The sequence below is a fragment of the Mesorhizobium sp. J8 genome (assembly GCF_016591715.1).
Classification (GTDB): Bacteria; Pseudomonadota; Alphaproteobacteria; order Rhizobiales; family Rhizobiaceae; genus Mesorhizobium.
In genome coordinates this window covers 4,212,272-4,238,646 of sequence record NZ_AP024109.1, presented here as the reverse complement: position 1 = coordinate 4,238,646, position 26,375 = coordinate 4,212,272, and the positions used below count along the sequence as shown (strand labels likewise).

27 protein-coding genes and 1 riboswitch are annotated in these 26,375 nt (G+C 63.6%); of the genes, 17 read left to right on the top strand and 10 right to left on the bottom strand.

Going from position 1 to position 26,375, the window contains the following annotated elements; all coding sequences use genetic code 11:
* Window positions 1-12: 12 nt before the first annotated feature.
* The 14 genes from MJ8_RS20390 (at window position 13) to MJ8_RS20325 (ending at window position 14,762) form a co-directional block, all read left to right on the top strand.
* A protein-coding gene (locus MJ8_RS20390; protein WP_201410559.1) for an IS630 family transposase occupies window positions 13-961 on the top strand; the annotation gives its coding sequence in 2 pieces (ribosomal slippage) (window positions 13-348 and window positions 350-961; 948 coding nt in all).
* Window positions 962-1,069: 108 nt separating this feature from the next.
* Window positions 1,070-1,186: riboswitch (TPP riboswitch) on the top strand.
* Window positions 1,187-1,288: 102 nt separating this feature from the next.
* Complete coding sequence (thiC, locus tag MJ8_RS20385; protein WP_201410558.1) at window positions 1,289-3,127, top strand: phosphomethylpyrimidine synthase ThiC; 1,839 nt, start codon at window positions 1,289-1,291, stop codon at window positions 3,125-3,127.
* 3 nt (window positions 3,128-3,130) lie between these two features.
* A complete protein-coding gene (gene thiO / locus MJ8_RS20380; RefSeq protein ID WP_201410557.1) occupies window positions 3,131-4,138 on the top strand; it encodes a glycine oxidase ThiO in 1,008 nt (335 codons plus the stop codon).
* On the top strand, window positions 4,107-4,304 hold the full coding sequence (thiS, locus tag MJ8_RS20375; RefSeq protein WP_201410556.1) for a sulfur carrier protein ThiS: 198 nt from the start codon (window positions 4,107-4,109) through the stop codon (window positions 4,302-4,304). Before thiO ends, thiS begins: the two co-directional genes overlap by 32 nt.
* Before the next feature lie 3 nt (window positions 4,305-4,307).
* Complete coding sequence (locus tag MJ8_RS20370) at window positions 4,308-5,081, top strand: thiazole synthase (protein WP_201410555.1); 774 nt, start codon at window positions 4,308-4,310, stop codon at window positions 5,079-5,081.
* Window positions 5,078-5,683, top strand: coding sequence for a thiamine phosphate synthase (locus MJ8_RS20365; RefSeq protein WP_201410554.1), 606 nt, complete (start codon window positions 5,078-5,080; stop codon window positions 5,681-5,683). Before MJ8_RS20370 ends, MJ8_RS20365 begins: the two co-directional genes overlap by 4 nt.
* Entirely contained in the window at window positions 5,674-6,459 is a 786-nt protein-coding gene (locus tag MJ8_RS20360) for a hydroxymethylpyrimidine/phosphomethylpyrimidine kinase (protein WP_201410553.1), read from the top strand. The genes MJ8_RS20365 and MJ8_RS20360 overlap by 10 nt, the downstream gene beginning before the upstream one ends.
* Window positions 6,460-6,594: 135 nt before the next feature.
* Complete coding sequence (locus tag MJ8_RS20355) at window positions 6,595-9,156, top strand: GcvT family protein (RefSeq protein WP_201410552.1); 2,562 nt, start codon at window positions 6,595-6,597, stop codon at window positions 9,154-9,156.
* A gap of 93 nt (window positions 9,157-9,249) precedes the next feature.
* A complete protein-coding gene (locus MJ8_RS20350; RefSeq protein WP_210345611.1) occupies window positions 9,250-10,020 on the top strand; it encodes a site-2 protease family protein in 771 nt (256 codons plus the stop codon).
* A 57-nt stretch (window positions 10,021-10,077) separates the two neighbouring features.
* Window positions 10,078-11,019 (top strand): phosphoribosylaminoimidazolesuccinocarboxamide synthase, encoded by a 942-nt coding sequence (locus tag MJ8_RS20345; RefSeq protein ID WP_201415507.1) that lies wholly within the window; start codon window positions 10,078-10,080, stop codon window positions 11,017-11,019.
* Window positions 11,020-11,097: 78 nt separating this feature from the next.
* Window positions 11,098-11,940 (top strand): DUF1194 domain-containing protein, encoded by an 843-nt coding sequence (locus MJ8_RS20340; RefSeq protein WP_201410550.1) that lies wholly within the window; start codon window positions 11,098-11,100, stop codon window positions 11,938-11,940.
* A 137-nt stretch (window positions 11,941-12,077) separates the two neighbouring features.
* On the top strand, window positions 12,078-13,028 hold the full coding sequence (locus tag MJ8_RS20335; protein WP_201410549.1) for an ABC transporter substrate-binding protein: 951 nt from the start codon (window positions 12,078-12,080) through the stop codon (window positions 13,026-13,028).
* A gap of 163 nt (window positions 13,029-13,191) precedes the next feature.
* Window positions 13,192-13,968 (top strand): ABC transporter permease, encoded by a 777-nt coding sequence (locus tag MJ8_RS20330; protein ID WP_201410548.1) that lies wholly within the window; start codon window positions 13,192-13,194, stop codon window positions 13,966-13,968.
* A complete protein-coding gene (locus MJ8_RS20325; protein WP_201410547.1) occupies window positions 13,965-14,762 on the top strand; it encodes an ABC transporter ATP-binding protein in 798 nt (265 codons plus the stop codon). Before MJ8_RS20330 ends, MJ8_RS20325 begins: the two co-directional genes overlap by 4 nt.
* A gap of 13 nt (window positions 14,763-14,775) precedes the next feature.
* Here MJ8_RS20325 and MJ8_RS20320 read toward each other — a convergent pair whose 3' ends face one another.
* From MJ8_RS20320 to MJ8_RS20315, 3 genes are all read right to left on the bottom strand, one after another.
* Entirely contained in the window at window positions 14,776-15,714 is a 939-nt protein-coding gene (locus MJ8_RS20320) for a GlxA family transcriptional regulator (protein ID WP_412177120.1), read from the bottom strand.
* Between the two features lie 300 nt (window positions 15,715-16,014).
* Window positions 16,015-16,149 (bottom strand): hypothetical protein, encoded by a 135-nt coding sequence (locus tag MJ8_RS32565; protein ID WP_263649178.1) that lies wholly within the window; start codon window positions 16,147-16,149, stop codon window positions 16,015-16,017.
* A 346-nt stretch (window positions 16,150-16,495) separates the two neighbouring features.
* Entirely contained in the window at window positions 16,496-16,681 is a 186-nt protein-coding gene (locus tag MJ8_RS20315; RefSeq protein ID WP_201410545.1) for a hypothetical protein, read from the bottom strand.
* A gap of 219 nt (window positions 16,682-16,900) precedes the next feature.
* Here MJ8_RS20315 and MJ8_RS20310 point away from each other — a divergent pair, with 219 nt between their 5' ends.
* Entirely contained in the window at window positions 16,901-17,800 is a 900-nt protein-coding gene (locus MJ8_RS20310; protein WP_040981895.1) for a LysR substrate-binding domain-containing protein, read from the top strand.
* A 1-nt stretch (window position 17,801) separates the two neighbouring features.
* Here MJ8_RS20310 and MJ8_RS20305 read toward each other — a convergent pair whose 3' ends face one another.
* Both MJ8_RS20305 and MJ8_RS20300 read right to left on the bottom strand, forming a co-directional pair.
* The gene (locus MJ8_RS20305; protein WP_201410544.1) at window positions 17,802-18,764 is read right to left on the bottom strand and encodes an alpha/beta hydrolase; all 963 of its coding nucleotides are present in this window, start codon (window positions 18,762-18,764) and stop codon (window positions 17,802-17,804) included.
* 288 nt (window positions 18,765-19,052) lie between these two features.
* Complete coding sequence (locus tag MJ8_RS20300) at window positions 19,053-19,238, bottom strand: hypothetical protein (RefSeq protein ID WP_181174730.1); 186 nt, start codon at window positions 19,236-19,238, stop codon at window positions 19,053-19,055.
* Window positions 19,239-19,531: 293 nt separating this feature from the next.
* Between MJ8_RS20300 and MJ8_RS20295 the strand changes: the two genes are divergently transcribed.
* On the top strand, window positions 19,532-20,554 hold the full coding sequence (locus MJ8_RS20295) for an acyltransferase family protein (protein WP_225247975.1): 1,023 nt from the start codon (window positions 19,532-19,534) through the stop codon (window positions 20,552-20,554).
* Between the two features lie 110 nt (window positions 20,555-20,664).
* On the opposite strand, the gene MJ8_RS20290 is transcribed toward MJ8_RS20295, so the two are convergent.
* Complete coding sequence (locus MJ8_RS20290; RefSeq protein ID WP_201410543.1) at window positions 20,665-22,734, bottom strand: ASKHA domain-containing protein; 2,070 nt, start codon at window positions 22,732-22,734, stop codon at window positions 20,665-20,667.
* Window positions 22,735-22,823: 89 nt separating this feature from the next.
* On the opposite strand from MJ8_RS20290, the gene MJ8_RS20285 reads away from it, so the two are divergent.
* The gene (locus MJ8_RS20285; RefSeq protein ID WP_225247974.1) at window positions 22,824-23,066 is read left to right on the top strand and encodes a hypothetical protein; all 243 of its coding nucleotides are present in this window, start codon (window positions 22,824-22,826) and stop codon (window positions 23,064-23,066) included.
* Between the two features lie 79 nt (window positions 23,067-23,145).
* Here the strand turns inward: MJ8_RS20285 and MJ8_RS20280 are convergent, their stop codons facing one another.
* The 4 genes from MJ8_RS20280 to MJ8_RS20265 all read right to left on the bottom strand — a co-directional run bounded on the left by MJ8_RS20280 (window position 23,146) and on the right by MJ8_RS20265 (window position 26,240).
* Window positions 23,146-24,123 (bottom strand): methyltetrahydrofolate cobalamin methyltransferase, encoded by a 978-nt coding sequence (locus tag MJ8_RS20280; protein ID WP_201410541.1) that lies wholly within the window; start codon window positions 24,121-24,123, stop codon window positions 23,146-23,148.
* A 143-nt stretch (window positions 24,124-24,266) separates the two neighbouring features.
* Window positions 24,267-25,358: a methylenetetrahydrofolate reductase gene (locus tag MJ8_RS20275; protein ID WP_201410540.1), complete on the bottom strand. Its 1,092-nt coding sequence runs from the start codon at window positions 25,356-25,358 to the stop codon at window positions 24,267-24,269.
* Window positions 25,355-25,945, bottom strand: coding sequence for a methylenetetrahydrofolate reductase C-terminal domain-containing protein (locus MJ8_RS20270; RefSeq protein ID WP_201410539.1), 591 nt, complete (start codon window positions 25,943-25,945; stop codon window positions 25,355-25,357). The genes MJ8_RS20275 and MJ8_RS20270 overlap by 4 nt, the downstream gene beginning before the upstream one ends.
* On the bottom strand, window positions 25,938-26,240 hold the full coding sequence (locus MJ8_RS20265) for a virulence factor (protein WP_127863411.1): 303 nt from the start codon (window positions 26,238-26,240) through the stop codon (window positions 25,938-25,940). The genes MJ8_RS20270 and MJ8_RS20265 overlap by 8 nt, the downstream gene beginning before the upstream one ends.
* Window positions 26,241-26,375: the final 135 nt, after the last annotated feature.

The following is a 26,375-nucleotide window of genomic DNA, read 5'->3' as shown; positions in this document are numbered from 1 at the left end:
GGCCAGCATCTGATGGTTCGACCTCTTTCCGATGATTTACGCGAGCGGGTTGTTGCGGCGGTTTTGAGTGGCGAGAGCCGCCGGTCGGCCGCCAAGCGGTTCGGTATCGCAAATTCGACAGCCGTGAAATTGTTGCAGCGTCATCAGGCAACCGGCTCGGTGGCGCCGGGCAAGATGGGTGGCCACCGTAAGCGGGTTCTGGAACCGCATCGAGCCTTCATCGTGGAGCGGATCAACCAGACCTCTGATCTGTCGCTACATCGGCTGAAGGACGAGTTGGCCGCGCGCGGGGTCAAGGTCTCGCACAATGCGGTGTGGCAGTTCCTGCGCCGCGAAGGGCTAAGCTTCAAAAAAAACGCTGTTCGCCCTTGAGCAGGCACGTGCCGATATTGCCCGTCGGCGCCAGCGATGGCGATCCTGGCAGGCCGGCCTCGATCCCCAATGCCTGGTCTTCATCGATGAGACCTGGATCAAGACCAACATGGCTCCCCTGCGCGGCTGGGGGCCGAAGGGCAAGCGGCTGCGCGGCCTGGCTCCACATGGTCATTGGCGCACGCTGACTTTCCTCGGCGCGCTGCGCTGTGATCGGCTCGCGGCACCTTGCGTCTTCGACGGACCGATCAACGGCCAATGCTTCCGCGCCTATGTCGAGCAGCAGCTCATCACCGTGCTGAAGCCCGGCGACATCGTCATCATGGACAACCTGGGCAGCCATAAGTCGGCGGCCATCAGGCAGATGATCAAAGCCGCTGGCGCCAGGCTCTGGTACCTGCCGCCCTACTCACCGGACCTCAATCCGATCGAGCAGGCCTTCGCCAAGATCAAGCACTGGATGCGCCAGGCGCAGAAACGCACCGTCGAGGACACTTGGCGACACATCGGCCACCTCGTCGAAGCCATCGAGGCAGCCGAATGCAAGAACTACTTCGAAAACGCCGGATACGCTTCCGTCAAAACATGAAAGACTCTAGCGTCCATCGCCAACCGGTCGCCACGGCGGCAACCGAACCCGATCTGCCATCCGGGGCCGAACGTGCTTGACAAGACGGCGCCGGCCCGTTCAACCTAAGCCATTCACCAGGGGAGTCCCGGCAAGGGGCTGAGATACTGCTGGCTTTCGCGGCGCAGTGACCCGTTGAACCTGATCCAGTTCATACTGGCGTAGGGACGGTGCAAGCGCTTTGCGGGAGTTCATGCCCGAAGACCTGTTCAAGCAGGTGACCGAAGCGTCTTTTCATCCTTCCGGCACAGAACTGGGTCTCCAATGCAACGAGCAAAGGAGCCTCAAATGAATGCCTTGACCCCAACCGTGTCGACCGGGCCGCTGCCCGCTTCGCGCAAGATCCACAAATCCGGCATCCTCCATCCGCAGATCAGGGTGCCCATGCGCGAGATTTCGGTGCACCCGACCGCCGGCGAGCCCCCGGTGACAGTCTACGATCCGTCGGGCCCCTATACCGACCCCGCGATCGAAACGGATATCGAGAAGGGTCTGGCCCGCCTTCGTCAGGACTGGATCGCCGCACGCGGCGATATCGAAGCCTATGACGGCCGCCACATCAGGCCCGAGGACAACGGATTTGCGACAGGCGAACGGCTGACGCCTGAATTTCCTGTGCGCAACCGTCCGGCGCGGGCGAAAGCCGGCAAGGCGGTGACGCAGCTTGCCTATGCGCGCGCCGGGATCATCACGCCCGAGATGGAATTCGTGGCCATCCGCGAGAATCTTGGCCGCGAGATGCTGCGGAGCAGGTTGCAACAGGATGGGGAAGCGTTCGGCGCGTCGATACCGGACTTCGTCACGCCGGAATTCGTGCGCGACGAGGTGGCGCGCGGCCGCGCGATCATTCCCGCCAACATCAACCATCCAGAGAGCGAGCCGATGATCATCGGCCGCAATTTCCTGGTGAAGATCAATGCCAATATCGGCAATTCCGCCGTCACCTCCTCGATGGCCGAAGAGGTCGAAAAGATGGTCTGGGCGATTCGCTGGGGCGCGGACACGGTCATGGACCTGTCGACCGGCCGCAATATCCACAACATCCGCGAATGGATCGTGCGCAATGCGCCGGTGCCGATCGGCACGGTGCCGCTCTATCAGGCGCTGGAGAAAGTGGGCGGCGTTGCCGAGGACCTGAGTTGGGAGGTCTATCGCGACACGCTGATCGAACAGGCCGAGCAGGGCGTCGACTATTTCACCATCCACGCCGGCGTGCGGCTGCACTACATCCCGCTCACCGTCGACCGGGTCACCGGCATCGTGTCACGCGGCGGCTCGATCATGGCCAAGTGGTGCCTGCATCACCACAAGGAGAGTTTCCTCTACGAGCATTTCGAGGAAATCTGCGACATCGCCCGGGCTTATGACGTCTCCTTCTCACTCGGCGACGGTCTTCGCCCCGGCTCGATCGCCGATGCCAACGACAAAGCACAGTTCGCCGAGCTGGAGACGCTTGGCGAACTGACCAAGATCGCCTGGGCAAAGGACTGCCAGGTGATGATCGAAGGCCCGGGCCATGTCCCCATGCACAAGATCAAGCAGAACATGGACAAGCAGCTTGCCGTCTGCGGCGAGGCGCCTTTCTACACGCTTGGGCCGCTGACCACGGACATCGCGCCCGGCTACGACCACATCACCTCCGGCATCGGCGCCGCCATGATCGGCTGGTTCGGCACAGCCATGCTCTGCTATGTGACGCCGAAGGAACATCTCGGCCTGCCGGATCGCAATGACGTCAAGACCGGGGTGATCACTTACAGAATAGCGGCGCATGCAGCCGATCTCGCCAAAGGGCACCCGGCGGCGAAGATCCGCGACGACGCGCTGTCGCGGGCGCGGTTCGAGTTCCGATGGGAAGACCAGTTCAACCTGTCGCTCGATCCCGAGACGGCGCGCTTGTTCCACGACGAGACGTTGCCCAAGGAGGCGCATAAAGTCGCGCATTTCTGCTCGATGTGCGGACCGAAATTCTGCTCCATGCGCATCTCCCACGACATTCGCGCGGAAGCGCAAAAGGAGGGGATGGCGGCGATGGCTGAGAAATACCGCGCAGGCGGCGATCTCTATATGCCGGTCGAAGCGCCGGAGGAACGGGCTTCGGCGCGGGACGATCGGGAGTCGCGCTGAGCCATGCGCCGTGTCCTTGTCAAAGGCGCCGGTGTGGCAGGCCTCACCGTCGCCCATGAATTGGCCGCGCGGGCTGCGTCGGTCACGGTTGTTGAAATCAGGGGCCAGATAGGCGGCAAGGCCTCCTGGCTTGCCGGCGGTATGCTGGCCCCCTGGTGCGAACGCGAAAGCGCGGAAGAGGCGGTTGTCACGCTCGGCAGAACCTCCGCTGAGTGGTGGGATACCACAGTGCCCGGGCTCGTGACGAAGGCCGGCACCCTCGTCGTCGCCCATGCGCGCGATGCCTCCGAGCTTGCCCGTTTTGCGGCTCGCACGCGCAATTGCGAGTCCGTCGGCGAAGAGGCGCTTGCGGCCCTTGAGCCCGATCTTGCCGGTCGCTTCCGCCAGGGGTTGTTCTTTGCCGGGGAAGCCCATCTCGATCCGCGCCGGGTTCTGGAAGCGTTGGCCGGCAAACTGCGCGCGATGGGCGTCGTCTTCCTCCTCGATAGGGGCGAGATCGCTCCTTCCGGCTTTGATCAGGTGATCGATTGCACGGGCATGGCGCGGGCTGACCACGATTTGCGCAGCGTGCGTGGCGAAATGCTGATCCTCCGCACGCGTGAGGTCTCGCTCGCGCGGCCGGTGCGTCTGCTCCATCCGCGTCATCCGATCTATGTCGTGCCGCGCACCGATCATCAGTTCATGGTCGGCGCGACCATGATCGAAAGCGACCATGACGGGCCGATTACCGTCCGTTCGCTGATGGAACTTCTCAATGCGGCCTACGCACTTCATCCGGCGTTCGGTGAGGCCGAGATCGTCGAGACGGGCGCGGGCGTTCGTCCTGCCTATCCCGACAATCTGCCGCGGGTGACGCATCGGAAGGACGGCGCGATCACGATCAACGGCCTTTACCGGCACGGTTTCCTGCTCTCACCGGCCATGGCCAGGCAGGCTGCCGACCTCTTCTTCAATTCATCCGCCGACCTGGAGTCTGAAAATGAAGCTGATCGTCAACGGCAAAGCGCTTGAAGCCAAGGCGGCGACGCTCGACGCCCTTTTGAAGGAGCTGGACTATGAGGGCGGCTGGCTCGCCACCGCGCTGAACGGCGATGTCGTGCCCGCGGCCAAACGGCCGGAATTCCAGTTGAGCGAGGGCGATCGGATCGAAATCCTGTCGCCCATGCAGGGAGGCTAGCCGATGTTCGATCTTTTCGGGACAAAACTGACCTCGCGTCTGCTGCTGGGCACCGCACAATATCCTTCCCCGACGGTGCTCGCCGAAGCGGTTAAGGCGTCGGGCACCTCGGTGGTGACGGCCTCGCTGCGCCGTGAAATGATTGGCGGCAGGGGCGGCGAGCAATTCTGGTCGCTGATCCGCTCGCTCGGTGTGAGGGTGCTGCCCAACACTGCCGGCTGCCACTCCGTCAAGGAAGCGGTGACGACCGCGAAGATGGCCCGCGAGATCTTTGGCACGTCGTGGATCAAGCTCGAAGTGATCGGCAACCACGACACGCTGCAGCCCGACGTGTTCGGCCTGGTCGAGGCCGCACGCATCCTTTGCGAGGACGGTTTCGACGTATTCCCCTATACCACCGATGACCTTGTCGTCGCCGAACGACTGCTGGGGGCCGGTTGCAAGGTGCTGATGCCGTGGTGCGCGCCGATCGGTTCGGCGCTCGGGCCGGTCAACATAATGGCGCTGCGTTCAATGCGCGGGCACTTCCCCGACGTTCCGTTGATCGTCGATGCGGGTCTCGGACGCCCGTCGCACGCGGCAACCGTCATGGAACTCGGCTTCGACGCCGTGCTCCTCAACACGGCGGTCGCCAAGGCTGCCGATCCGGTGGGCATGGCGCGCGCTTTCAGCAAGGCGGTCGATGCTGGCCGCGAAGCCTTCTGTTCGGGGCTGCTCGAGCCGCGCGACGTCGCCGTGCCATCGACGCCCACAATCGGCAGGGCGGTTTTCTCATGAAGCTCGATCCCTTCTACTTGATCGTCGACAGCGCCGCCTGGATCGAGCGGCTGGTGCCGCTTGGCGTCAGGCTGGTCCAACTGCGCATCAAGGACATGGACGAGGACGGGCTGCGCGTGGAGATGCGCAAGGCGAAAGCCTTGTGTGCACGACACGATTGCCAGCTCATCGTCAACGATCATTGGCGCCTGGCGATCGAGGAGGGCTGCGACTTCGTCCATCTCGGCCAGGAGGATCTGCAAACGGCCAGCCTGCCTCAGATACGGGAGGCCGGCGTCAGGCTCGGGCTGAGCACGCACGACCATGCCGAACTGGAAACGGCCATGGCAGCCAGGCCCGACTACGTCGCGCTTGGTCCGGTCTATCCGACCATCCTGAAGACGATGAAATGGGCGCCGCAGGGACTCGAAAGGGTTCGCGTCTGGAAGGACGCCGTCGCACCCATTCCGCTGGTCGCCATCGGCGGCCTCAATCCGGAACGGCTCGATGGAGTTTTCGGAGCCGGCGCCGACAGTGCCGCGGTGGTGACGGACATAACGCTGAACCCGGATCCCGAGGCGCGTACGAGAGAATGGATCGAAAAGACTGACCCATGGCGCTGAACCAGGACCCGCATGTGCTCGTCGTCGGCGGATCGGATTCCAGTGGGGGAGCAGGAATTGCGCGCGACATCGAGACGATCTCTGCCGTCGGCTTGCGCGCTTGCGTTGCCGTCACCGCGGTAACGGTGCAGACACACCAATCAGTCACGGCTGTCCACCATATGCAGCCCGGCCTGGTCGCCGATCAGATGCGCGCGGCGCTGCGGGCGAACAGCGTATCCGCGATAAAGATCGGCATGCTTTCGACGGGACGCGTCATCGCGGCGGTTGCCGCCGTGCTCAGCGAAAATTCACGGATACCGGCAATCCTCGATCCGGTGCTGGCTTCCTCGTCGGGCAGGCAACTGCTGGAACCGGGGGCGATCGGGGTCTTGAAGCGCGATCTCATGCCGCTTTGCCGTCTCGTCACGCCGAACCTTGTCGAGCTGGCCATCCTGACCGGTTCGGATTTGGCCGTGGACGACGATGATGCGCTGCGGCAGGGGAGGCGATTGCTTGCGGCCGGGCCGCAGGCACTGCTCATCAAGGGTGGCCATGCGACGGGACCCAGATCAACGGATATCCTGTTGCGCCCTGGACAAGAACCTATCCACGTCGATATGCCAAGGCTTGCCGGCTCCATGCGCGGGACCGGCTGCATGCTGGCCAGCGCGATAGCCGCGCATTTGGCCGGTGCGAAACCGCTCGAGGACAGCGTGCGTGAAGGCAAGCGGCTTGTCTTCGAGAGGCTCCTGCGGTCCATCGGGCGCGAACCCGGTTCCGGGCGCCTAAGATAAGCAATTCCTCGCCCATGACAGGCTTGGCCGGCGTCAGGGTCGCTCGGCCTTTTCCCAATGTCGCAAACAGGCTTCAATCTCCCTACCGCTCCGCCCTATAGTCCCGCCCGCTTTATCCCTTTGGAGTCGCGGGCAATGGCAGAGTTTCCGAAAAAGGCGAAGGTCGTCATCGTCGGTCTGGGCGGTATCGTCGGCGCGTCCGTCGCCCACCACCTGATCGAGCGCGGCTGGGACAATATCGTCGGCATCGACAAGTCGGGCATCCCGACCGATATCGGCTCGACGGCGCACGCCTCGGACTTCTGCTACACGACCAGCCACGATTTCCTGTCCTGCTGGACGACGCTCTACTCCATTGATTTCTACGAGAAGATGGGTCACTACGCGCGCGTCGGCGGCCTGGAGGTCGCCCGCGTCGGCGACGATGCCCGCATGGACGAGATCAAGCGCAAGGTGGCCTCCGCCAAGGCGTTCGGCACCCGCGCCCGACTGATCGAGCCGGCCGAGATCAAGGAGAAATTCCCGCTGATCGAGGAACATCTGGTGCAGGGCGGCCTGTGGGATCCCGACGCCGGCCTCGTCATTCCGCGCTCGCAGACGGTGGCTGGCAAGCTGGTCGACCAGGGTATCGCTGCCGGCAAGCTTCAGGCTTTCGCCAACACGTCGGCCAAGGAACTGATCGTCGAGAACGGCCGCATCAAAGGCGTGGTGACCGAGCGCGGCACGATCGAGGCCGATTATGTCGTGGTCTGCACCGGCATCTGGGGCCGGCTCACCGCGGCGCTGGTCGGCGAGGATCTGCCGGTCATGCCGATCGACCATCCGCTCACCTTCTTCGGCCCCTACAACGAGTTCGCCGGCACTGGCAAGGAGATCGGCTGGCCGCTGCTGCGCGACCAGGGCAACTCGGCCTATATGCGCGACACCGGCGATCCGAAGACCGCCGAGGGCGGGCAGATCGAATGGGGCTATTACGAGGAGACCAATCCGCGTCTCTGCCACCCGCGCGATCTGCTCGAAAAGCACGAGGCGCGGCTTTCGCCGTCGCAGCGCGATCTCGACATGGAGCAGATCATGGCGCCGCTGGAGCGCGCCATGGAACTGACGCCGATCCTCGGCGAGCTCGGCTACAATGAGGGCCATTCCTTCAACGGGTTGCTGCAGGTGACCACCGATGGCGGCCCGTCGATGGGCGAAAGCCAGAAGGTGAGGGGCCTGTGGTACGCCGTCGCCATCTGGGTCAAGGACGGGCCGGGCATGGGCAAGCTGATCGCCGACTGGATGACTGACGGCCGCACGTCGATCGACCATCACCAGATCGACTATTCGCGCTTCTATCCGCACCAGATGCAGGAACAGTTCATCTGGGACCGCTGCACCGAGACGGCGATGAAGGTCTACAATCCGGCGGTGCATCCGCGCGAGCCGTTCTCGAAGGGCCGCAACGTCCGCCGCTCGCCGTTCTATGAGCGCGAGAAGGAACTCGGCGGCTATTTCATGGAACTGGGCGGCTGGGAGCGCGCCCACGGCTATGCCGCCAACGAGCATCTCCTGGAAAAATACGGCAACCGCGTGCCGGTGCGCGAGAACGAATGGGACAACCGCCATTTCTGGCGTGTATCCAACGCCGAGCATCTGGCGATGAGCGAGGATTGCGGCATAGTCAACCTGTCGCATTTCTCGATGTATGACGTCGAGGGACCGGACCACGTCGCCCTACTCGAATGGCTGTGCGCGGCCAAGATCGGCGGCGACAACAACATCGGCAAGGGCATCTACACCCACTTTCTCGACGAGGAAGGCATGGTGCGCGCCGACTTCACCGTGATCCGCATGGCCGACCGCTGCAGAGTGATAGACGGCGCCGATGCCGGCCCGCGCGATTTCCGCTACATGCAGCGCACCGCGCAGGACAAAGGCTTCGACGCCACCGTGACCGACGTGACCGAAAAATACGTCACCATCGGCATTTGGGGGCCGAACGCGCGCACGACCCTGCAGAAGGTGGTCGAGGATCCGAACGGGCTGACGCCGGAGAATTTCCCTTTCGCCGCGATCAAGCCGATCAAGATCGGCGGCAAGGACGTCACCGCCTTCCGCATCTCCTATGTCGGCGAGCAGGGCTGGGAACTGCATATGCGCTACGAGGACGGCCTCGCCGTCTGGGACGCGCTGCGCTCGACCGGCGTCATGCCTTTCGGCGTCGAGACCTATGCCAACACGCGCCGCATGGAAAAGAGCCTGCGGCTGCAGAACGCCGATCTGCTTACCGAGTACAATCTGCTCGAGGCCGACCTTGCCCGTCCGAAGGTCAAGGAGAACGACTTCTGCGGCAAGGCCAAGCATCTGGAATACCGCGCCCGCGAGCACCAGCCGGCGATGCTGTGCACGCTGGTGATGACCGACAACATCGATTCCAAGGGCGTTGCGCGTTACCCGGTCGGCACCATGCCGGTAATGGACCCGGCCACGGGCGAGACGCTGGTCGACGAACTCGGCCGCCGCTCCTTCACCACCTCGGTCGCCTATGGCCCGACGATCGGCAAGAACATCGCGCTTGCGTATCTGCCCTGGGCCTATGCCCAAGAAGGCCGCAAGCTGCAGGTCGAGTATTTTGGCGAGACCTATCCGGTCGAGGTGGCCGGCGTCGGCTACAAGCCGCTCTACGACCCGGAGAACCTCAAGCCGAGGAGCTGAGGACCGGAGGCAGAAAGATGCAGGGCCCGGCTTCGGTCGGGCTTTTGCTTTTGTGCGGGCCGAGATTCTCGCGTAGCGTTTGCGCAGGGCGGGGTGGGCATCGTGCAACGGTTCGGCTGGGACAGGAAAAACGACGCATTCGTCTTCACGATGAAGGGAGACATTCCCGTTCATGTCAGCTGGACCTTTGCTATTCCAGCCATCCTGCCGTTTCTTCATGAGTGGTCGAGGCACCCCAGGCTAGCGCTGACGCATACCGTCACATTCGCAGCGCTTTTGTTCCTGTCGGTGTTCCTGCACGAGCTTGCCCATGTCTGGGCGGCACGCAGACAAGGCATAGGCACCCAACGGATAGATCTGTACCTCTTCGGCGGAATCGCCTGGTTCAAGCCGGGCGCGGCTTCGCCTTATGGCTGGGCGTGGATCGCCTTCGCCGGACCGTTGGTGAACATCATGCTGGCGGCGGGCTTTTCTGCCTATTACCTTCTTGCCCGGCCCTTGTTGCCTGTCGATCCGGACGGTCTTTTCAGTTCGCCGCCGCCGAGACCGGACACGCTTCTTGAGTGGACGCTTTGGCTTGGCGCATTGGTGAACGCGATTCTGGCCATTCTCAACCTCCTTCCGGCATTTCCGCTCGATGGTGGGGCGATCGCCAGGCATCTGCTTGCGCCGCGCTTCGGCACGGATGCCGCTGTGCGGATCGTCGGCTTCTGCGGCGTCGTGCTTTCGCTTCTGCGCTTCGCGGTCATCGTGCCTGCGGCAACAGCCGGAATTCTGCTGTGGATTCCACCGTCCTTCAGGCCGAACTGGCGGGCGTTTCGCGCTGCCGGCAAGAAGAAGCCCGTTCCGCAGCATCCGGCTTGATGTGCCGGGGGCCAGCGGCTTATGTGGCCCATCAGAGTCCGCGAAAGCCATTCGTCCATGCGCATCCTGTCCGACGCCTTCATTCCCGAGCTGCCCAACCGCTACAACGGCAAGGTGCGCGAAAATTACGATCTGCCGGACGGGCGCCGCATCATCATCGCCACCGATCGTCTGAGCGCGTTCGACACGATCCTGGCCTCGATCCCGTTTAAAGGGCAGGTCCTCACCCAGACGGCGCGCTACTGGTTCGAGGAAACCGCCGACATTTGTCCCAACCACGTGCTGGAATATCCCGACCCCAATGTCGTCGTCGGCAGGCGGCTCGACATGCTGCCGGTCGAGATGGTCGTGCGCGGTTATCTGGCGGGAACCACCAGCACCTCGATCCTGACCAAATACCGGAAAGGCGAACGCAGCCTCTACGGCCACAGCTTTCCCGACGGGCTGCGCGACAATGAAAAGCTGCCCCAAGCGATCATCACGCCGACCAGCAAGGCCGCCCATGGCGGCCATGACGAGCCCCTGTCGGAAGCCGAGATCCTCGAGCAGGGCCTGCTGACGCAGGCGCAGTGGGACACCGTATCGCGCTACGCGCTGCAGCTGTTTGCCCGCGGCCAGCAGCGCGCCGCCGAACGCGGCCTGATCCTGGCCGACACCAAATATGAATTCGGCACGGCGGCGGACGGCACCATTATGCTGGCGGACGAAATCCATACGCCCGACAGCAGCCGTTATTGGATCGCCGCGAGCTACGACGAGGCATTTGCAAGCGGCGGGCGGCCGCGGAGTTTCGACAAGGATTTTATCCGCTCATGGGTGTCGGCGCGGTGCGATCCCTACAAGGACCCGATCCCGCAAATTCCGGACGAGATCATCAACCAGGCTTCGGCGGTCTATATCCAGGCCTATGAGGCGATCACGGGCGCGAAATTCGTGCCCGACCTGTCCGGGGCCACGGTGCTGGAGCGCATCCGTTCGAATCTCGCGCGATATTTTTAGAAGACTACGCCGGCCGAAAATCCAATGCCGGGAAATTCCCGGCTTTTGCGCGGAACGATTTTCGCCTAACCTTCCCCCATGTCCGCTTATGCCCGCGCAAGGCATATCGTCTCGGCCGGTGCCGCCCTGGCGCTGGCGCTTTGGCTTACGCCGGCAGCTTCTCCCGCCGAGCCCGTCGATGTCGAACTGGTGCTGGCGGTCGACGTTTCGCTCTCCATGTCGCCGGCCGAGCTGGAGATCCAGCGCCACGGCTACGCTGCGGCGCTCACGCATGACAATGTGCTCAAGGCCATCGCCGACGGCGCCTATGGCAAGATCGCCGTCACCTATGTGGAATGGGCGGGCACGACCTGGCAGCGCGTCATCGTGCCATGGACGGTGATCGCCAATCGCGCCGATGCCGAGAGAGTGGTGGCTCAGCTCAATGCCCGCCCGCCGGACAGCGCCCGGCGGACCTCGATCTCCGGCGCGCTGAGCTTCGGCAGCGATCTGTTCGCCGAGAGCGGGTTCCAGGGGACGAAGCGCGTCATCGACGTTTCCGGTGACGGGCCCAACAACCAGGGCGCGCCGGTCGACCTCACCCGCGACGAGGTGGTCAAGCAAGGCATCACCATCAACGGACTGCCGTTGATGACGCGCGGCGGTTTCAGCGGCGCCTTCGATGTCGAAAATCTCGACCGCTATTACAGTGACTGCGTCATCGGTGGGCCTGGCGCCTTCATGATCCCGGTCAATGACTGGACGCAGTTTCCCGAAGCGATCCGCCGCAAGCTGGTGCTGGAGCTCGCCGGTCCGGCTTCACCGCAATGGGCGGCCGGAGAGGCCACGCATCCGCCGGTCGTGCTCGCCGACGACAGGCCGGCAGCGGACTGCCTGGTGGGCGAGAAGATGTGGCGCAACCGCGGCTGGGGCATGCCGTAACGGATCGAGAAGCCCTTCCAGGTCGGCCGTCGCGACGCCGGAGGATTGGACCATCGTCGCCTGCGGCTTCTGCTTCATTGACAAGCCTTTTGGCGTCTGTGAGACAATTCGCGCTCACCACAAAAAGGGGAACCACAATGAACAGAACCTCCATTTTCGCGGCGGCGCTGACGGCGGCCGCGGCGCTTGGCACGCCGGCGATGGCAGCCACCTCGCTCACCATCGGCATCAGCGGCTGGACCGGCTTCGCGCCGCTGACCTTGGCCAAGCAGGCGGGGCTTTTCGAAAAGCACGGGCTCGACGTCACGCTCAAGAAAGTGCCGCAGGCAAGCCGTCCGCTGGCCATCGCCAGCGGCGACCTGCAATGCGCGGCGACCACGGTCGAAACCTGGATGGTGTGGAACGCCAGCGGCGTCACCACCAAACAGATCTTCCAGCTCGACAAATCCTACGGCGCCGACGGCATCGTCGTGCGCAACGACATCAAGACCGTCGCCGATCTCAAGGGCAAGAACGTCGCCTCGTCCGCGCCCGGCACCTCGCCCTACTTCCTGCTCGCCTGGGTGCTCAACAAGAACGGCATGTCGACCAAGGACGTCACCGTCGTCAACCTGGAGCCGGATGCGGCGGCGCAGGCCTTCCTGGCCGGCCAGAACGACGCCGCCGTTACTTACGAACCCTTCATCTCGGCCGTCCGCGACAAGGCCGACCAGGGCCACATCCTGGCGACCACGCTCGACTATCCGATGGTGATGGATACGGTCGGCTGCACGCCGAGCTTCCTCAAGGCCAATCCCGATGCGGCCAAGGCGCTCGCCGACAGCTATTTCGACGCGCTCGACATGATCAAGAAGGACCCGCAGAAATCCTACGAGATCATGGGCGCCGACGTGAAGCAGTCTGCCAAGGAGTTCGAGGACTCGGCCAAGTACCTGAAATGGGCCGACAAGGCGGAGAACAAGCAGTTCTTCACCAAGGATTTCCAGGACTTTTCCAAGACCGCCGCCGAGCTCCTGCTGCAGATGGGGCTGATCAAGGAAGCGCCGGATGTGACGACGCTTGCCGACACCAGCGCGGTCGCCAACTGATCGCGCATCGCCCGATCGGCGGTGTCACGCCGCCGATCCCTTCCCCCTGAGCGCGCCGCGATCCTTCAGATGCGCTCCTCGCGCTTTAGCTCGTTGAATTACGCATGCCTTTACCCGAAACGGGTTTCCACTTTTGGGAGACATGCTTTAAGGACAGGGCCTGATGCTGCGTCCCTTGTACCCCGTTCAGCCGGGCACGCGAACTGTGCTCGGCATCACCTTCTTCGTGCTTTTCGTGGCGTTCTGGGCATGGATCACGCTCGGAGGTCATGTGAACCGGATCTTTCTGGCTGATCCGCTGTCGATGCTTAGAGACGGCTGGCGGCTGCTGGTCGAAGACCGGTTTTGGCTCGACATCCTGATCACCATCTGGCGTGTCTTCGGCGGCTTCGTGCTGGCGTCGATCGTCGCGGTGCCGATCGGCATCGCCATGGGCGCCTGGAAGCCGGTCGAAGCCTTCCTCGAGCCGTTCGTCTCCTTTGCGCGCTACCTGCCGGCGTCGGCCTTCATTCCGCTGCTCATCCTGTGGGCCGGCATCGGGGAACTGGAAAAGCTGCTGGTGATCTTCGTCGGCTCGGTGTTCCAGATCATCCTGATCGTCGCGGTCAAGGTCGGCGCAACGCGCCGCGACCTGGTCGAGGCCGCCTATACGCTGGGCGCGACCGACAACGGCATCGTCAAGCGCGTCATCATGCCGGCCAACGCGCCGGAGATCGCCGAAACGCTGCGGCTGGTGCTGGGCTGGGCCTGGACCTATGTGATCGTCGCCGAACTGATCGGCTCGTCGTCGGGCATCGGCTACATGATCATCAACAGCCAGTCGCGGCTGGCGACGGGGCAGATCATCTTCGGCATCATCGTCATCGGGCTGATCGGGCTTCTGTCCGATTTCGCCTTCAAGGCGCTCAACCGCTGGCTCTATCCGTGGAGCCTGGCATGAGCAAGCTTCTGATCGAGGGCGTCTCGCGGACCTTTGCCGGGGTCGGGGGCGGGGAGCCGGTGCGGGCGCTGCAGCCCGTCGACCTCGCGGTCGCGGCCAATGACTTCATCACCATCCTCGGGCCATCCGGTTGCGGGAAGTCGACTTTGCTCAGGATCGTCGCCGGCCTGGAAGCGCCGAGCACCGGCCGCGTGCTGCTCGACGGCAGGGCGGTCACAAGGCCGGGACCGGACCGCGGCATGGTGTTTCAGTCCTACACGCTGTTTCCCTGGCTGACGGTCGCCGAGAACATCGGTTTCGGCCTGCGTGAGCAAAACCGGCCCGAGCGCGAGCGCAACGAGATCGTCGCCTCCTATATCGATCTCGTCGGTCTGAGGGGCTTCGAGAACCATTGGCCGAAGCAGCTGTCGGGCGGCATGCAGCAGCGCACGGCGATCGCGCGGGCGCTGGCCAACGACCCGGAAATCCTGCTGCTCGACGAGCCGTTCGGCGCGCTCGACAACCAGACGCGCGGGCTGATGCAGGAATTGCTGCTCGGGATCTGGGAGCGGCGCAAGAAGACAGTGCTGTTCGTCACCCATGACATCGAGGAGGCGATCTTCATGGCGTCGCGGGTGATCGTGATGAGCGCGCGGCCTGGCCGCATCAAGTCCGACGTGCCGGTCGACCTACCGCATCCGCGCCATTACACGCTGAAGACCAGCCCGGAATTCTCCGTGCTCAAGGCACAGCTCACCGAAGACATCCGCGTTGAGGCCATGCGGACGGCGCAGACGCAGTCAGCTGGGGCATAATCGGAACTTGGGATCAGGCCGCCAGCAACTGCTTGCGGTCGACGCGTTCCTGCTGCGGCGAGCGCGCATAGAGCTCGCGATAGCATTTTGAGAAATGCGAGGCCGAGACGAAGCCGCAGGCGACCGCCACTTCCACCACCGGCATCGACGACTGGATGAGCAGGTGCCGGGCGCGGTCGAGCCGGATTTCCAGATAGTAGCGGGCGGGCGAGCGGCCCATTTCGGTGCGGAACAGGCGCTCGATCTGCCGGCGGGAAAGATCGACATGGTCGGCGATCTCGATCAGCGACAGCGGCTCGGCGAGGTTGGCTTCCATCAGCTCGATGATGGTGAGCACCTTCGAGTTCTGAACGCCGAGGCGGGCACGCAGCGGCAGGCGCTGGCGGTCGGTCGGGCTGCGCACCCGGTCGGTCAGCACCTGCTCGCACACGCGGTTGACGAGGCTCTCGTCGAAATCGTCGCCGATCAGCTTCAGCATCATGTCGAGCGCGGCGGTGCCGCCGGCGCAGGTATAGATGTTCTGGTCGACCTCGAAGAGGTCGGCAAAGACATTGGCCTTGGGGAACGCCTCGGAAAAGCCCGGCAGGTTCTCCCAGTGGATGGCGCAGCGCTTGTTGGAGAGCAGGCCGGCGGCGGCCAGGATGTGGGCGCCGGTGCACAGGCCGCCGACGGCGACGCCGCGGTTGTATTCCTCGCGCAGCCAGGCAAAGGCGGACTTGTTCTGGTAGCGCTCGACATTGATGCCGCTGCAGACGATCGCCATGTTCGGGCGGTCCGGCCCGGCCATCTTCCTGCGCTCCTCTTCGAGCGAGGTGTTGACGGCGCATTCGACGCCGTTCGAGGCGCGGACCGGCTTGCCGTCGATGCTTGCCAGGCGCCAGCTATAGGCTTCGTAGCCGAGCATCCGGTTTGCCGAGCGCAGCGGATCGAGCGCCGTCGCGAAGGCGATCATGGTGAAGTCGGGAACGAGGAAAAATACAAACGATCTCTTGATCGGGTGCTTTACGGCATTCACGGGGAAACCTCACGCAGCCATGACGCGAACAGGATGTCGCGAACAGCATAGCGACAACAGGAAAAACCATTCCTGTCAATCGGGTAGGCGGCTAAGTGAAGATTAAATTTGCGACACGGGTCGCAAATGGGCAATTCGTGCAACTGCAAGCTGTCCCCGCGCCGAGATCAGGTCCAACGCCCATACAAAAAGGCCGCCTGGCAAGCCGGGCGGCGTTAATTCAGTAGCCGAATTGTCTCAGGCGACAAAGCCGAGACGAGCGGCGGCCACGGCGCCGGTCTGACCAGGCATGGTCTTGGCTAGACGCTGACGCTCCAAAGCGGTCGTCAGGTTCATTTCGCGGCGGGTGAACAGGCGGGCAAAGAGCTTCATCATCCATCTCCATTTGGTTGCTCAGACGGGTCGCCTTCGCTTTAAGGAGTGGGGCAGCTCGTTTTTGCTGCGGCCCATATAGGCTCACTTCAGCAAAAACTAAATCGCAAAAACGAAGCGCTTGATATGAAAAGCGACATGGTTTGCGACATTTTTGGGCAATGTGACCGAAATTTCCTATTATTTACAGTGCTTTAACTGGCCTGTTAACCCGCTATGCGAGTGGTTCATGTGCGTCATGCAGCGGCCGCATGGCTGGAAAACTCATTTGAATGCAAACAAAAACCATAACAAAAAGGCCCGCCGAGCTGATGCGGCAGGCCTTCAGAACTCCATACACACTTAATTACTTCGCTCCAGCCCAGTTCCCGACGCCGAGGCGCAAGCCGGTCTTGGCGTCGGCGGCTTCGGGCCAGCCGATATCCTTCTGCAGTTCGATCGGTAGCGCATGGATGGCGCGTTCGGTCTGATAGCGGGCGCGGGCCGCGCTGAATTCGGTCGCAAGCCGACCGATGGACGACAGGATAGACATTTCTCTCTCCTCTATGCGGGCTGGGAGGCGCCCGTCATTGCCTTAAGTCAGGTCTGTTTCAGCTTCATTTCGCGTCGATTGCAGGACTGTGTCATGATCGTCTAATGGCTGCTTTTGGCAGCATCCCGCATCGATCAAGTTGACTATGCGCCCGGAGTGATGTTCAATCAAACGAAATGGAATGATGAATTGCATCAGAAAAATTGAAAGCAGGCTCCCATGAATGCCCCGCTCAACCACCCGCTGCCGCTGCTTGATCTCGATGTGCTGCGCACTTTCGTCGCGATCGCCGAGACCGGCAGCTTCACCACGGCCGCCAATGCGGTGTTCCGCACGCCGTCCGCCGTCTCCATGCAGATCAAGAAGCTTGAGGACATCCTTGGCCGTTCGGTCTTCGCGCGCGATGCGCGCTCGGTGACGCTGACCACGGATGGCGAGATGCTGCTCGGCTATGCGCGCCGGCTGTTGTCGATCAACCGCGAGGTGGTGTCGAAGTTCATCATCCCCGACATTGTCGGCGTGGTGCGGCTCGGCTCCCCCGACGATTATGGCGAGCGGGTGCTGCCGCATGTGCTGAAGCGCTTCGCGCAGTCGCATCCCTCGATCGCTGTTGACGTCACCATCGACCAGAGCATCAACCTGCGCCGGCGCATGGACGACCGCGCGCTCGACATCACGCTGCTCACCAATTCCTACAAGACCAGCGCGATCGGCGCCGAGGTACTGTTGACCGAACCGATCGTGTGGGCCGGCGCCAAGGGCGGCTGCGCGCATCTGCGCGAGCCCTTGCCGGTGTCGCTGTGGGAGGAAGGCTGCGCGTGGCGGGCAGGGGCCCTGGAAGCGCTTGGACGTGAAGGCCGCAATTACCGCATCGCCTATATGAGCGCCCACACGGCCGGCCAGCGCGCCGCGATCATGGCCGACCTCGCGGTGGCGCCGCTGCCAAAATCCTTCCTCGGCGACGAGATGGTCTCGCTGGGGGCCAAGGATGGCATGCCCGAGATCGGTACCTACAATCTCGCCATGGTGGTGGCGCCCGACGCCAGCGCGCCGGTGAAGGCCGTGGCCGACCATATCCGGGCGACGTTCGAACTGTTCCGCGAGACCGGCAAGTTCTGAGCTACTCGGCGGCCGGTGCCGTGCGGGCTGCGAGGGCAGCCCTTCTCCTGCGCCGCGCCCGAGCATGGCGCGGTGCCGGCAGGCTGAGAAAGTCGACGATGCTGTCACGCGCGCGGCGTGCCTCGGGCATCTCGATCAGCGGCCAGACGTGGAACATGCCCTCTTCATAGACCACGTCGACCTCGACGCCGGCGGCGCGCGCGCGCTCGGCGAAGATCAGATTGTCTGGTGTCAGCATGTCGCGTGAACCGGTCAGCAGCAGCGTCTTCGGCAGCACGGATAAGTCGCCGTAGAGCGGGCTGATGTGCCAGTCTTTGCGGTCGAAACCGGCGCTGTAGAGCCGCACCGCTTCCAGCCCACCCGGAATACCCAGCCACGGATCCTGCCGCTCGGCTTCGAAGACTTCAGGATTTGCAAGCGAAACGTCGAGGCCGGGTGAGATCAGCACGTGACGGGACGGCGAGGGCAGGCCTTCCTCGGCCGCCATCATGGTCAGCACGACCGCCATGTTGCCGCCGGCGGAATCGCCCATGAAGACGATGTCCTCGGCGTCGGTCTCTTCGAGCATGCGCCGGTAGACCTCGCCGACCATGCCGAACATGTCGTGGAAATTATGCTCGGGCGCGATTGGGTAGATCGGCACGGTGATGCCGAAACCGAGACGCTCGGCCATCTCGGCGATCAACCCCCAGTGGTAGGAGGTGATCTGAAAGACATAGGCACCGCCATGCATGTAAAGGATGCGTCGGCGCTCGCCCGCCTTAGGCGCGATCTCATAGACGGGAAAGCCGTCGATCTCGGTCTCGGTGATGTCCAGCCGCGCCTTCAGCAAGGCCGGCGGATGATAGCCCTCGGTCTTGCGGGCGTAGGCGATCCAACGGTGCAGGTTCTCGGGACTGGAAAACGCCTTCTTGCGGCTGTGCCTGAGAACGAACGAAACGAGATGGCTTTTCAAACTTGGCATGCGGATACACGGACTTCGGCAGAGCCGACTAAGAGAATTCCCCCGCTATTCGAAGATTGTACCGCAGTTAAAAATGTCAAGGTTCCGCCGCTGGCCCATCGGCGTGATGCAATGGTGCCAGTTCGTTGTTTGCGAAATTCCGGACGGAAAACCGCTGCGCACTTTTCCTGGAATTGCCCTAAGGCCGCTTCGGCAGCAGCGCGGCGCGCAGCTTGTTGTCGCCGGCCGCCGGAACCGCGTCGCGGCCCCGGCGTTTGCCGAGCAGCTTGCATTTGTCGGCGAAAGTCATCAGCGCGGCGTGCCCAGAAGCAGCGCGTGAAGGGCTGCCTGCGGGTCGCTCGGCGGCGAGGCCGGCCAGCCGATATCCTTCTGGACATGCGCCGGCAGATCGTTGAGCGCGCGGATCGCCTTGTTCCTGGCATGAGCCTGCCTGATGGTGACACCGAAGCGGCTGAGATTTCCGAACATCGACATTTTTCATCTCCCTTGAAGAGCAATGGCGGCCGAGGATGATCGCTGCCGCCGTGCGATGGCCGCTAAATGCGTCACGCATGTATCGGGTCGATTTCGCGAGAACAGCGTTTCGGTTTCCGGATCGCGTGGATCCGGAAACATTTGCATACAAATGAATTGAGCAGGCCGGCGTGCCGGTTCCGGTCCGAATAGCTGCCATCGGCGGTTGACAGAGGCGACCGGCTGCATTGTTATTGTGCAATGCGGCGTGGGGTGTGTGCACCGCAGCATGATGCGATACGGGTCAGGGCATCGTGACGAGCATACATAGTATTCAATATCTGCGCGGCCTCGCCGCCTGCGCGGTCGTTTGCTTTCACGTCAGCGAGCAGTTCGGGGGTCCGTTCGACGTCGGAGCAGCCGGCGTCGACGTCTTCTTCGTCATCAGCGGCTTCATCATGTGGGTGACGACGGCCGGCAGACCGGCCGATCCCTGGCGTTTCATGGGGCGCCGGATCACCCGCATCGTGCCTCTCTACTGGATCGTCACGCTGCTGACCGCGGCGGGCATCCTGCTCAAGCCACAGTTCTTCTACGGCCATTTCTTCAGCGTGTCGAATTTCGTCGGCTCGCTGTTCTTCCTGCCGGTCCTGCAGGAGGGGGCGCTGCATCCCATCGTCATACAGGGTTGGACGCTTTGCTATGAGATGATGTTCTATCTCGTCTTCACGCTCGTCCTGTTCCTCGGCGAGCGCTGGCGGTTCGGCGTTCTCGTGGGCGCGCTTGTCGCCATCGTCGCGCTGCATTTCGTCCTTCCCGCGGGATATGCGCATGCCTTCACCGATCCAGTCGTGATCGAGTTCGCGGCCGGCGTCGTCGTGGGGCGCTTGTGGTTGCAGGGCGCCAGGCTGCCGCTCGGGGCGGCGATGGCCATGGCCGGCGCCGGCTTCCTTCTCCTTGCGGCCGGCACGCTTTTCGATGCCGATTTGCCTCGCGCCTTGCGCTGGGGGCTTCCGGCCGCGTTGATCGTGGCGGGCGGGGTCTTTGCCGAGCGGGCGCGGCCGTTCAAGCCGGCCGCCCTGCCCACGTTCCTCGGCGACGCGTCCTATTCGATTTACCTATGGCATGTCGTGGTCGGCGTGCTGGCGACGGGCGTCGTCCTGAGGGCCGGGATTCCCGGGGCTTTGCAGCCGGCGATGATCCTGGTCGCCACGCTTGCGCTCTCGGCGATGCTCTATCTGATCGTCGAAAAGCCGTTGATCGGGCTGCTGCATCCGCAACGCCCGAAGGCGGCGGTCAAGGCAAGAAGCGCGGCGGCTGCGGGAGCCGCGGAATGAGCTGAAACGTTGGAGCATTTCACCGTTTCACGGAAATGGTGAAATGCTCTATCTCCTTGTTTTTACGCAATTCCGGGCGGAAAACCGCTCACACTTTTCCTGGAATTGCTCTAGTCGCGGCCGCGCCGTGCCGCGCGCTCCTCGCGCGAGCGCCGGCGCGGGGTGGCGTCGCCGGAAGCGCCGTTCTCGCCCATCACCTTGCGCGGCGGCAACTTCACCGCGGAGGCCAGCTTGGGGAAAGGGTCGACCTTGTTCGGCAGCGCCATGGCGTAGACGAAGTGCTCCTGAAACTTCGGCTCCAGCGCCGTCTCGATCTTCTCGATCCTGCTCACGGTATCCTCGATCTCACGCCGGTAGCCGCGATTGAGCAGCGCCATGCGGGCGCCGGCGCCGGCGGCGTTGCCGACGGCCGAGACCTTGTCGAGGTCACAGTCCGGGATCAGACCAAGCACCATGGCGTATTTCGGATCGATGAAGGAACCGAAGGCGCCGGCAAAATGGATGCGGTCGACATGCTCGGTGTGCTGCTTTTCCATCAACAGCTTGGTGCCGGCATAGAGCGCGGCCTTGGCAAGCTGGATGGCGCGCACGTCGTTCTGGGTGATGGTGATCTTCGGCTCACCCTCCTTCAGCACGTAGGAGAAGGTGCGGCCGTTGGACACGATGCGCGGCGAGCGCATGCTGAGCGAGCCGTCGACGACGCCGTCCTCGGAAATGATGCCCGACAGGTACATCTCGGCGATCACCTCGATGATGCCGGAGCCGCAAATACCGGTGACGCCGGTCGCCTGAACGCTTTCGGCAAAGCCCGGCTGATCGGACCAGAGCTCCGAGCCGATAACGCGGTAGCGCGGCTCCAACGTGTCGGGATCGATGCGCACGCGCTCGATGGCGCCGGGCGCGGCGCGCTGGCCGCCGGAGATTTCCGCGCCCTCGAAGGCGGGGCCGGTGGGCGAGGAAGCCGCGACCACGCGCGTGGAGTTGCCGAGCACGATCTCGGCATTGGTGCCGACATCGACGATCAGCATCATCTCGTCCTGGCGATGCGGCCCTTCCGACAGTGTGACGGCGGCGGCATCGGCGCCGACATGGCCGGCGATGCAGGGCAGCATGTAGAGGCGCGCGCCCTGGTTGAGCTTCAGGCCGATGTCGGAGGCCTTGATGCGCACCGCGCCGGAGACGGCGAGCGCGAAGGGCGCGCCGCCGAGCTCGGTCGGATCGATGCCGAGGAACAGATGATGCATGATCGGATTGCCGACGAAGACGGAATCCAGGATGTCGGCGCGCTGGACATTGCCTTCCGCGCAGACCTTGTCCACGAGGCCGGAGACCGCCTCGCGCACGGCGACCGTCATGCCCTCTCGGCCGTCCGGATTCATCATCACATAGGAGACGCGGCTCATCAGATCCTCGCCGAAGCGGATCTGCGGATTGGACGTGCCGGAAGAGGCGGCGACGCGGCCCGAGAGCAGCGACACCAGATGCATGGCGATTGTGGTCGAGCCGATGTCGCAGGCGAGGCCGTAAGCCTCGTTCTTCAGGCCGGGCCACAGCGCGATGACGCGCGCGATGTCGCTGTCGGCATCCTTGTGGATGGCTGCGGTCGCGGTCCAGTTGCCCTTGCGCAGGATGCCCTGCACCTGCGGCAGCAGATAGAAGTCGAATTCGAGATTCTTGAGGCCCCAGTCCTTCATCAGGGCGATCTTGAGCCGGTCGAGGTCGCCGAGCGGCTTGTGCATGTCGGGCTCTTCGATCTCGACATAACACATGCGGATCGCCGTATCGCGGGCGATCACCCTGGTGTCGGCGTCCTTGCGGATGGTCTGGGCGTTGATGACCGTGTCCTGCGGCACGTCGATGACGAGATCGCCGAGGATCTGCGCCGAGCAGGAGAGGCGCCTCCGCTCTGGCAGGCCGCGCACGCGCTCGTAGCGCTCTTCCTTGGCACCCTTGGGCGAGATGTGGTCGTTGGACGAGACGATCTTGTGCTTGGCAAAATTGCCTTCCTGCACCTCGATCTGGCAGCGCCCGCAGGTGGCGCGGCCGCCACACACGCTTTCGACATAGACGCCGAGCTGGCGCGCCGCGTCGAGGACCGGCGTGCCGACGGGGAACCGGCCGCGCTTGCCCGACGGCATGAACAGCACGAGCGGATCAGTGATGTTGGGGGGAGGATTCATGCTGGCACGTGTCTCGATGGCAATTGCCGATGCCGTTTAACGGATCGTTCTACTATTGGGCGGAGAGTCCATTGGTCCAGGGGCCAACCATGTCGGATCTTCTGCTCTCCGCCATCTTCACCGCGTTCACCATGGTGCGCGTGATCAAGGGCTCGTGGCTGCGCAATCCGCAATACCTCGCCACCGGGATTCTCGGCGCGATCGTCGGAACCCTGGTGCTGCACGCGTACTGGCCCGCCTATGACGATGATTTCATCGTCGGCGGCGTGACGGGCATCTTCGGATCGTGGGCGGGAATGGCGTTGTTCGACGCCATATTGGGCGCGGCCTGAACGCAAAGCAGAGCTGTCCGAGCGCATCCGCGATGCGATCGGACCAGCCGTGTTTGCGGTGCGGTTCACGATTGCGCGCTTACCCCCTGGCCATGCGGGCTTCGCGGCCGCCGCGGCGACGGCCGCCGGCAGCGGCGGCGCCGTCGCCGGGAGCGGTGACCGCGACCGGGGCGGCGACGGCATGGCCGCCTTCGGCCGGCTTGTAATCCTTATAGGTACGGATCCAGTTGGTGCAGTTCTCGTCGGTGCCGTTGAGCACATTGGCGCCGCGCACAGCTTCCATCTCCTGCGGCCGGACCGGGTTCATGATGGCGCTCGTCATGCCGGCGCCGATCACCATCGGGATGAAGGCGGCGTTGATGCCGTGGCGGTGCGGCAGGCCGAAGGAGATGTTGGAAAGGCCGCAGGTGGTGTTGACCTTGAGCTCCTCGCGCAGCCGCCGCAGCAGCGCGAACACCTGGCGGCCGGCATCGCCCAGCGCGCCGATCGGCATCACCAGCGGGTCGACCACGACGTCATGCGACGGGATGCCATGGTCGGCGCAGCGCTCGACGATCTTCTTGGCGACGGCGAAGCGGACGTCCGGATCCATCGAGATGCCGGTCTCGTCGTTGGAAATGGCGACGACCGGGACGTTGTATTTCTTGACCAGCGGCAGGATCGCCTCGAGCTTTTCTTCCTCGCCGGTGACGGAATTGACCAGCGGACGACCCTTGGCGACCTTCAGTGCGGCCTCGATCGCGGCTGTCACCGAAGAATCGATCGACAGCGGCAGATCGACCAGACCCTGCACGATCTCGAGCGTCTGCACCAGAAGCGCCGGCTCGGTCGCGTTGGGGTCGACGGCGGTGACGCCGGCATTGACGTCGAGCATGGTGGCGCCGCAGGCGGCCTGTTCCAGCGCGTCCTTGACGACGGTCTCGAAGTTGCCGGCCACCATCTCGGCGGCCAGCTTCTTGCGGCCGGTCGGGTTGATGCGTTCGCCGATCACGCAGAAGGGCTGATCGAAGCCGATGACGATTTCTCGGGTCGCCGAGGCGACGATGGTGCGGGTCATGCGATCTCTCCGTCGGGATATAAAGAGTTCTTTATATCGTTATCTGATTTGGTTCAAGCGAATGCGTGCCGACTACGCTCTTGGACTCTAAGTTCATGTATGTCGTTGCCCCAAAACCGGTTCCCACTTTTGGGCGACATACATCAATGCGCGGTCTTCACCATGTCCACCTGGGTTTCGGTAATCTCGTCGTGCAGTATGTGGTCGAGCCGCTGGGCGACGATCTGGTCGTCGCGGCGGATCTCGCGTTTCCAGGGCTGGCGGCCTTTCAGCACGCCAGATTCATCGACGATCTCGGCGACATATTCCTCCTGGCGGTAGGCCATCACATGGATGCCGGCGACGCCCGGGATTTCCTTCACCTCGTTGATGATGTCGATGCAGAGCTGCTTGCCTTCCTTCTTCTGATCCTGCGCGCCTTCCAGCCGCTTGATCACCGCGTCGGGGATATGGATGCCCGGCACGTTCGAGCGGATCCACTTCGCCGTCTTGGCGGAAGCCAGCGGTCCGACGCCGCAGAGCAGGAAGAGCTTCTCGGTGTGGCCGAGGTCACGCGCCTTCTGCATGAAGGCTTTGAACATCGGCACGTCGAAGCAGTACTGCGTCTGCGCGAATTGCGCGCCGGCGGCGATCTTCTTGCCGAGGTGGATCGGACGGAAATCGTAAGGCGGCGCGAAGGGGTTGACCGCGCAACCGAGGAAAACCTGGGGCGGCGTCGTCAGCTTGCGGCCGGACAGGAACTTGCCATTGTCGCGCATGATGCGGATGGTTTCGAGCAGCGACATGGAATCGAGGTCGAAGACCGGCTTGGCGCCGGGCTGGTCGCCGGCCTGCACGCCGTCGCCGGTGAGGCAAAGCATGTTGGCCACACCCATCGCGGCGCCGCCCAGCACGTCGCCCTGGATGGCGATGCGGTTCTTGTCGCGGCAGGCGATCTGCATGATCGGAGCATAGCCCATGCGGGTGAGCAGCGCGCAGATGCCGACGGAGGACATGTGGCAGTTGGCGCCCGAGGCGTCGACCGCGTTGATCGCATCGACCCAGCCGTCGAAGATCTTGGCGCGGTTGTAGACGTCTTCCGGGTCGGCGCTGTCGGGCGGGTTGAGCTCGGTGGTCACCGCGAACTCGCCGCGGCGCAGCACGCGCTCCAGCCGGCCGCGCGAGGAATGGCCCGGCAGCGGATCGAGCGGCAGGTGGACGCCGGCCGGGTTTTCGTCACGCTGAAGGGCGGTCATGCCTGAGCTCCGGGGTTCCGAGCTGCCTCGCGCGCGGCGGCCGCCTGCGCGGTCACACGGAGCCATGCCGAGGTTTCGCGCAGCGACTGGTCGACGGGCTTCTGCACGGTCAGGATCTTGTCGCCATGCACCATGTTGCGCGATCCTTCCCAGGCCTTGACCCAGACGCAAGGCATGTCCGGCTCGACCTCGCAATTGCCATTGGCGCGTACACCGCCGCACGGGCCGTTGCGCAGCTGCTTGGGGCAGTTCATCGGGCACGACATGCCGGTGGAGGAGAGCACGCACTGACCACACATGCGGCAGTCGAACATGAAGCCCTTGACGCGCTTCTCGACGAATTTCACCGGAGCCTCGACACGGCTGTAGCCGATGCCCTTCCATAGAGGGTGCAGGAGCAGGAAGACATCGGCGAACCGGCTGTAGAACCATTCGAGCAACCGCGAATGGCGGATGGACCACAGGCGCACGGCGAAAGTGCGCTGGACGCGGCGCTGCGGCGACACGTCGGCAGGCTTGTAGTCGGATTTCGGCGCTGCCTTCTTGACCAAAGTGGCCTGGGTAACCGCCGGCTGCTTATCAGACATTTTCTTTCCCGCCAGCCTTGACCAGAGCGACCAGCCGCTCGCGGTCATATTTCGCGTCGAGTTCCTGATAGGCCTTCTCGACCTCGGCCTCGATGTCGTCGCCGACCGGAATCGGGTCGGCCTTGCGCCATTCCGCCAGATAGTCATCGGTGCCGCCGGCGCCGGTGCGCATGGCGCACATGTCGATCGCCTCGGTGAAGCGCAGCGGCAGCTCGCGCTTGGCGTTCTGCCGGCCCTTCTTGACGATGACCTGGGCGGGGATATCGCGCCAATAGACGACGATCAGATCGGCCATGAATTCTCAACTCCTCGATATGTCGGAGCATTGCCGCATGCGCTGTTGGCCCGCTTGTTATGGGACGACGCGCGCCCCTTCAAAAGCGACGCTGGCGATGACGCAAAGCGAATGCTGAAATCAGTCGCCGGCTGA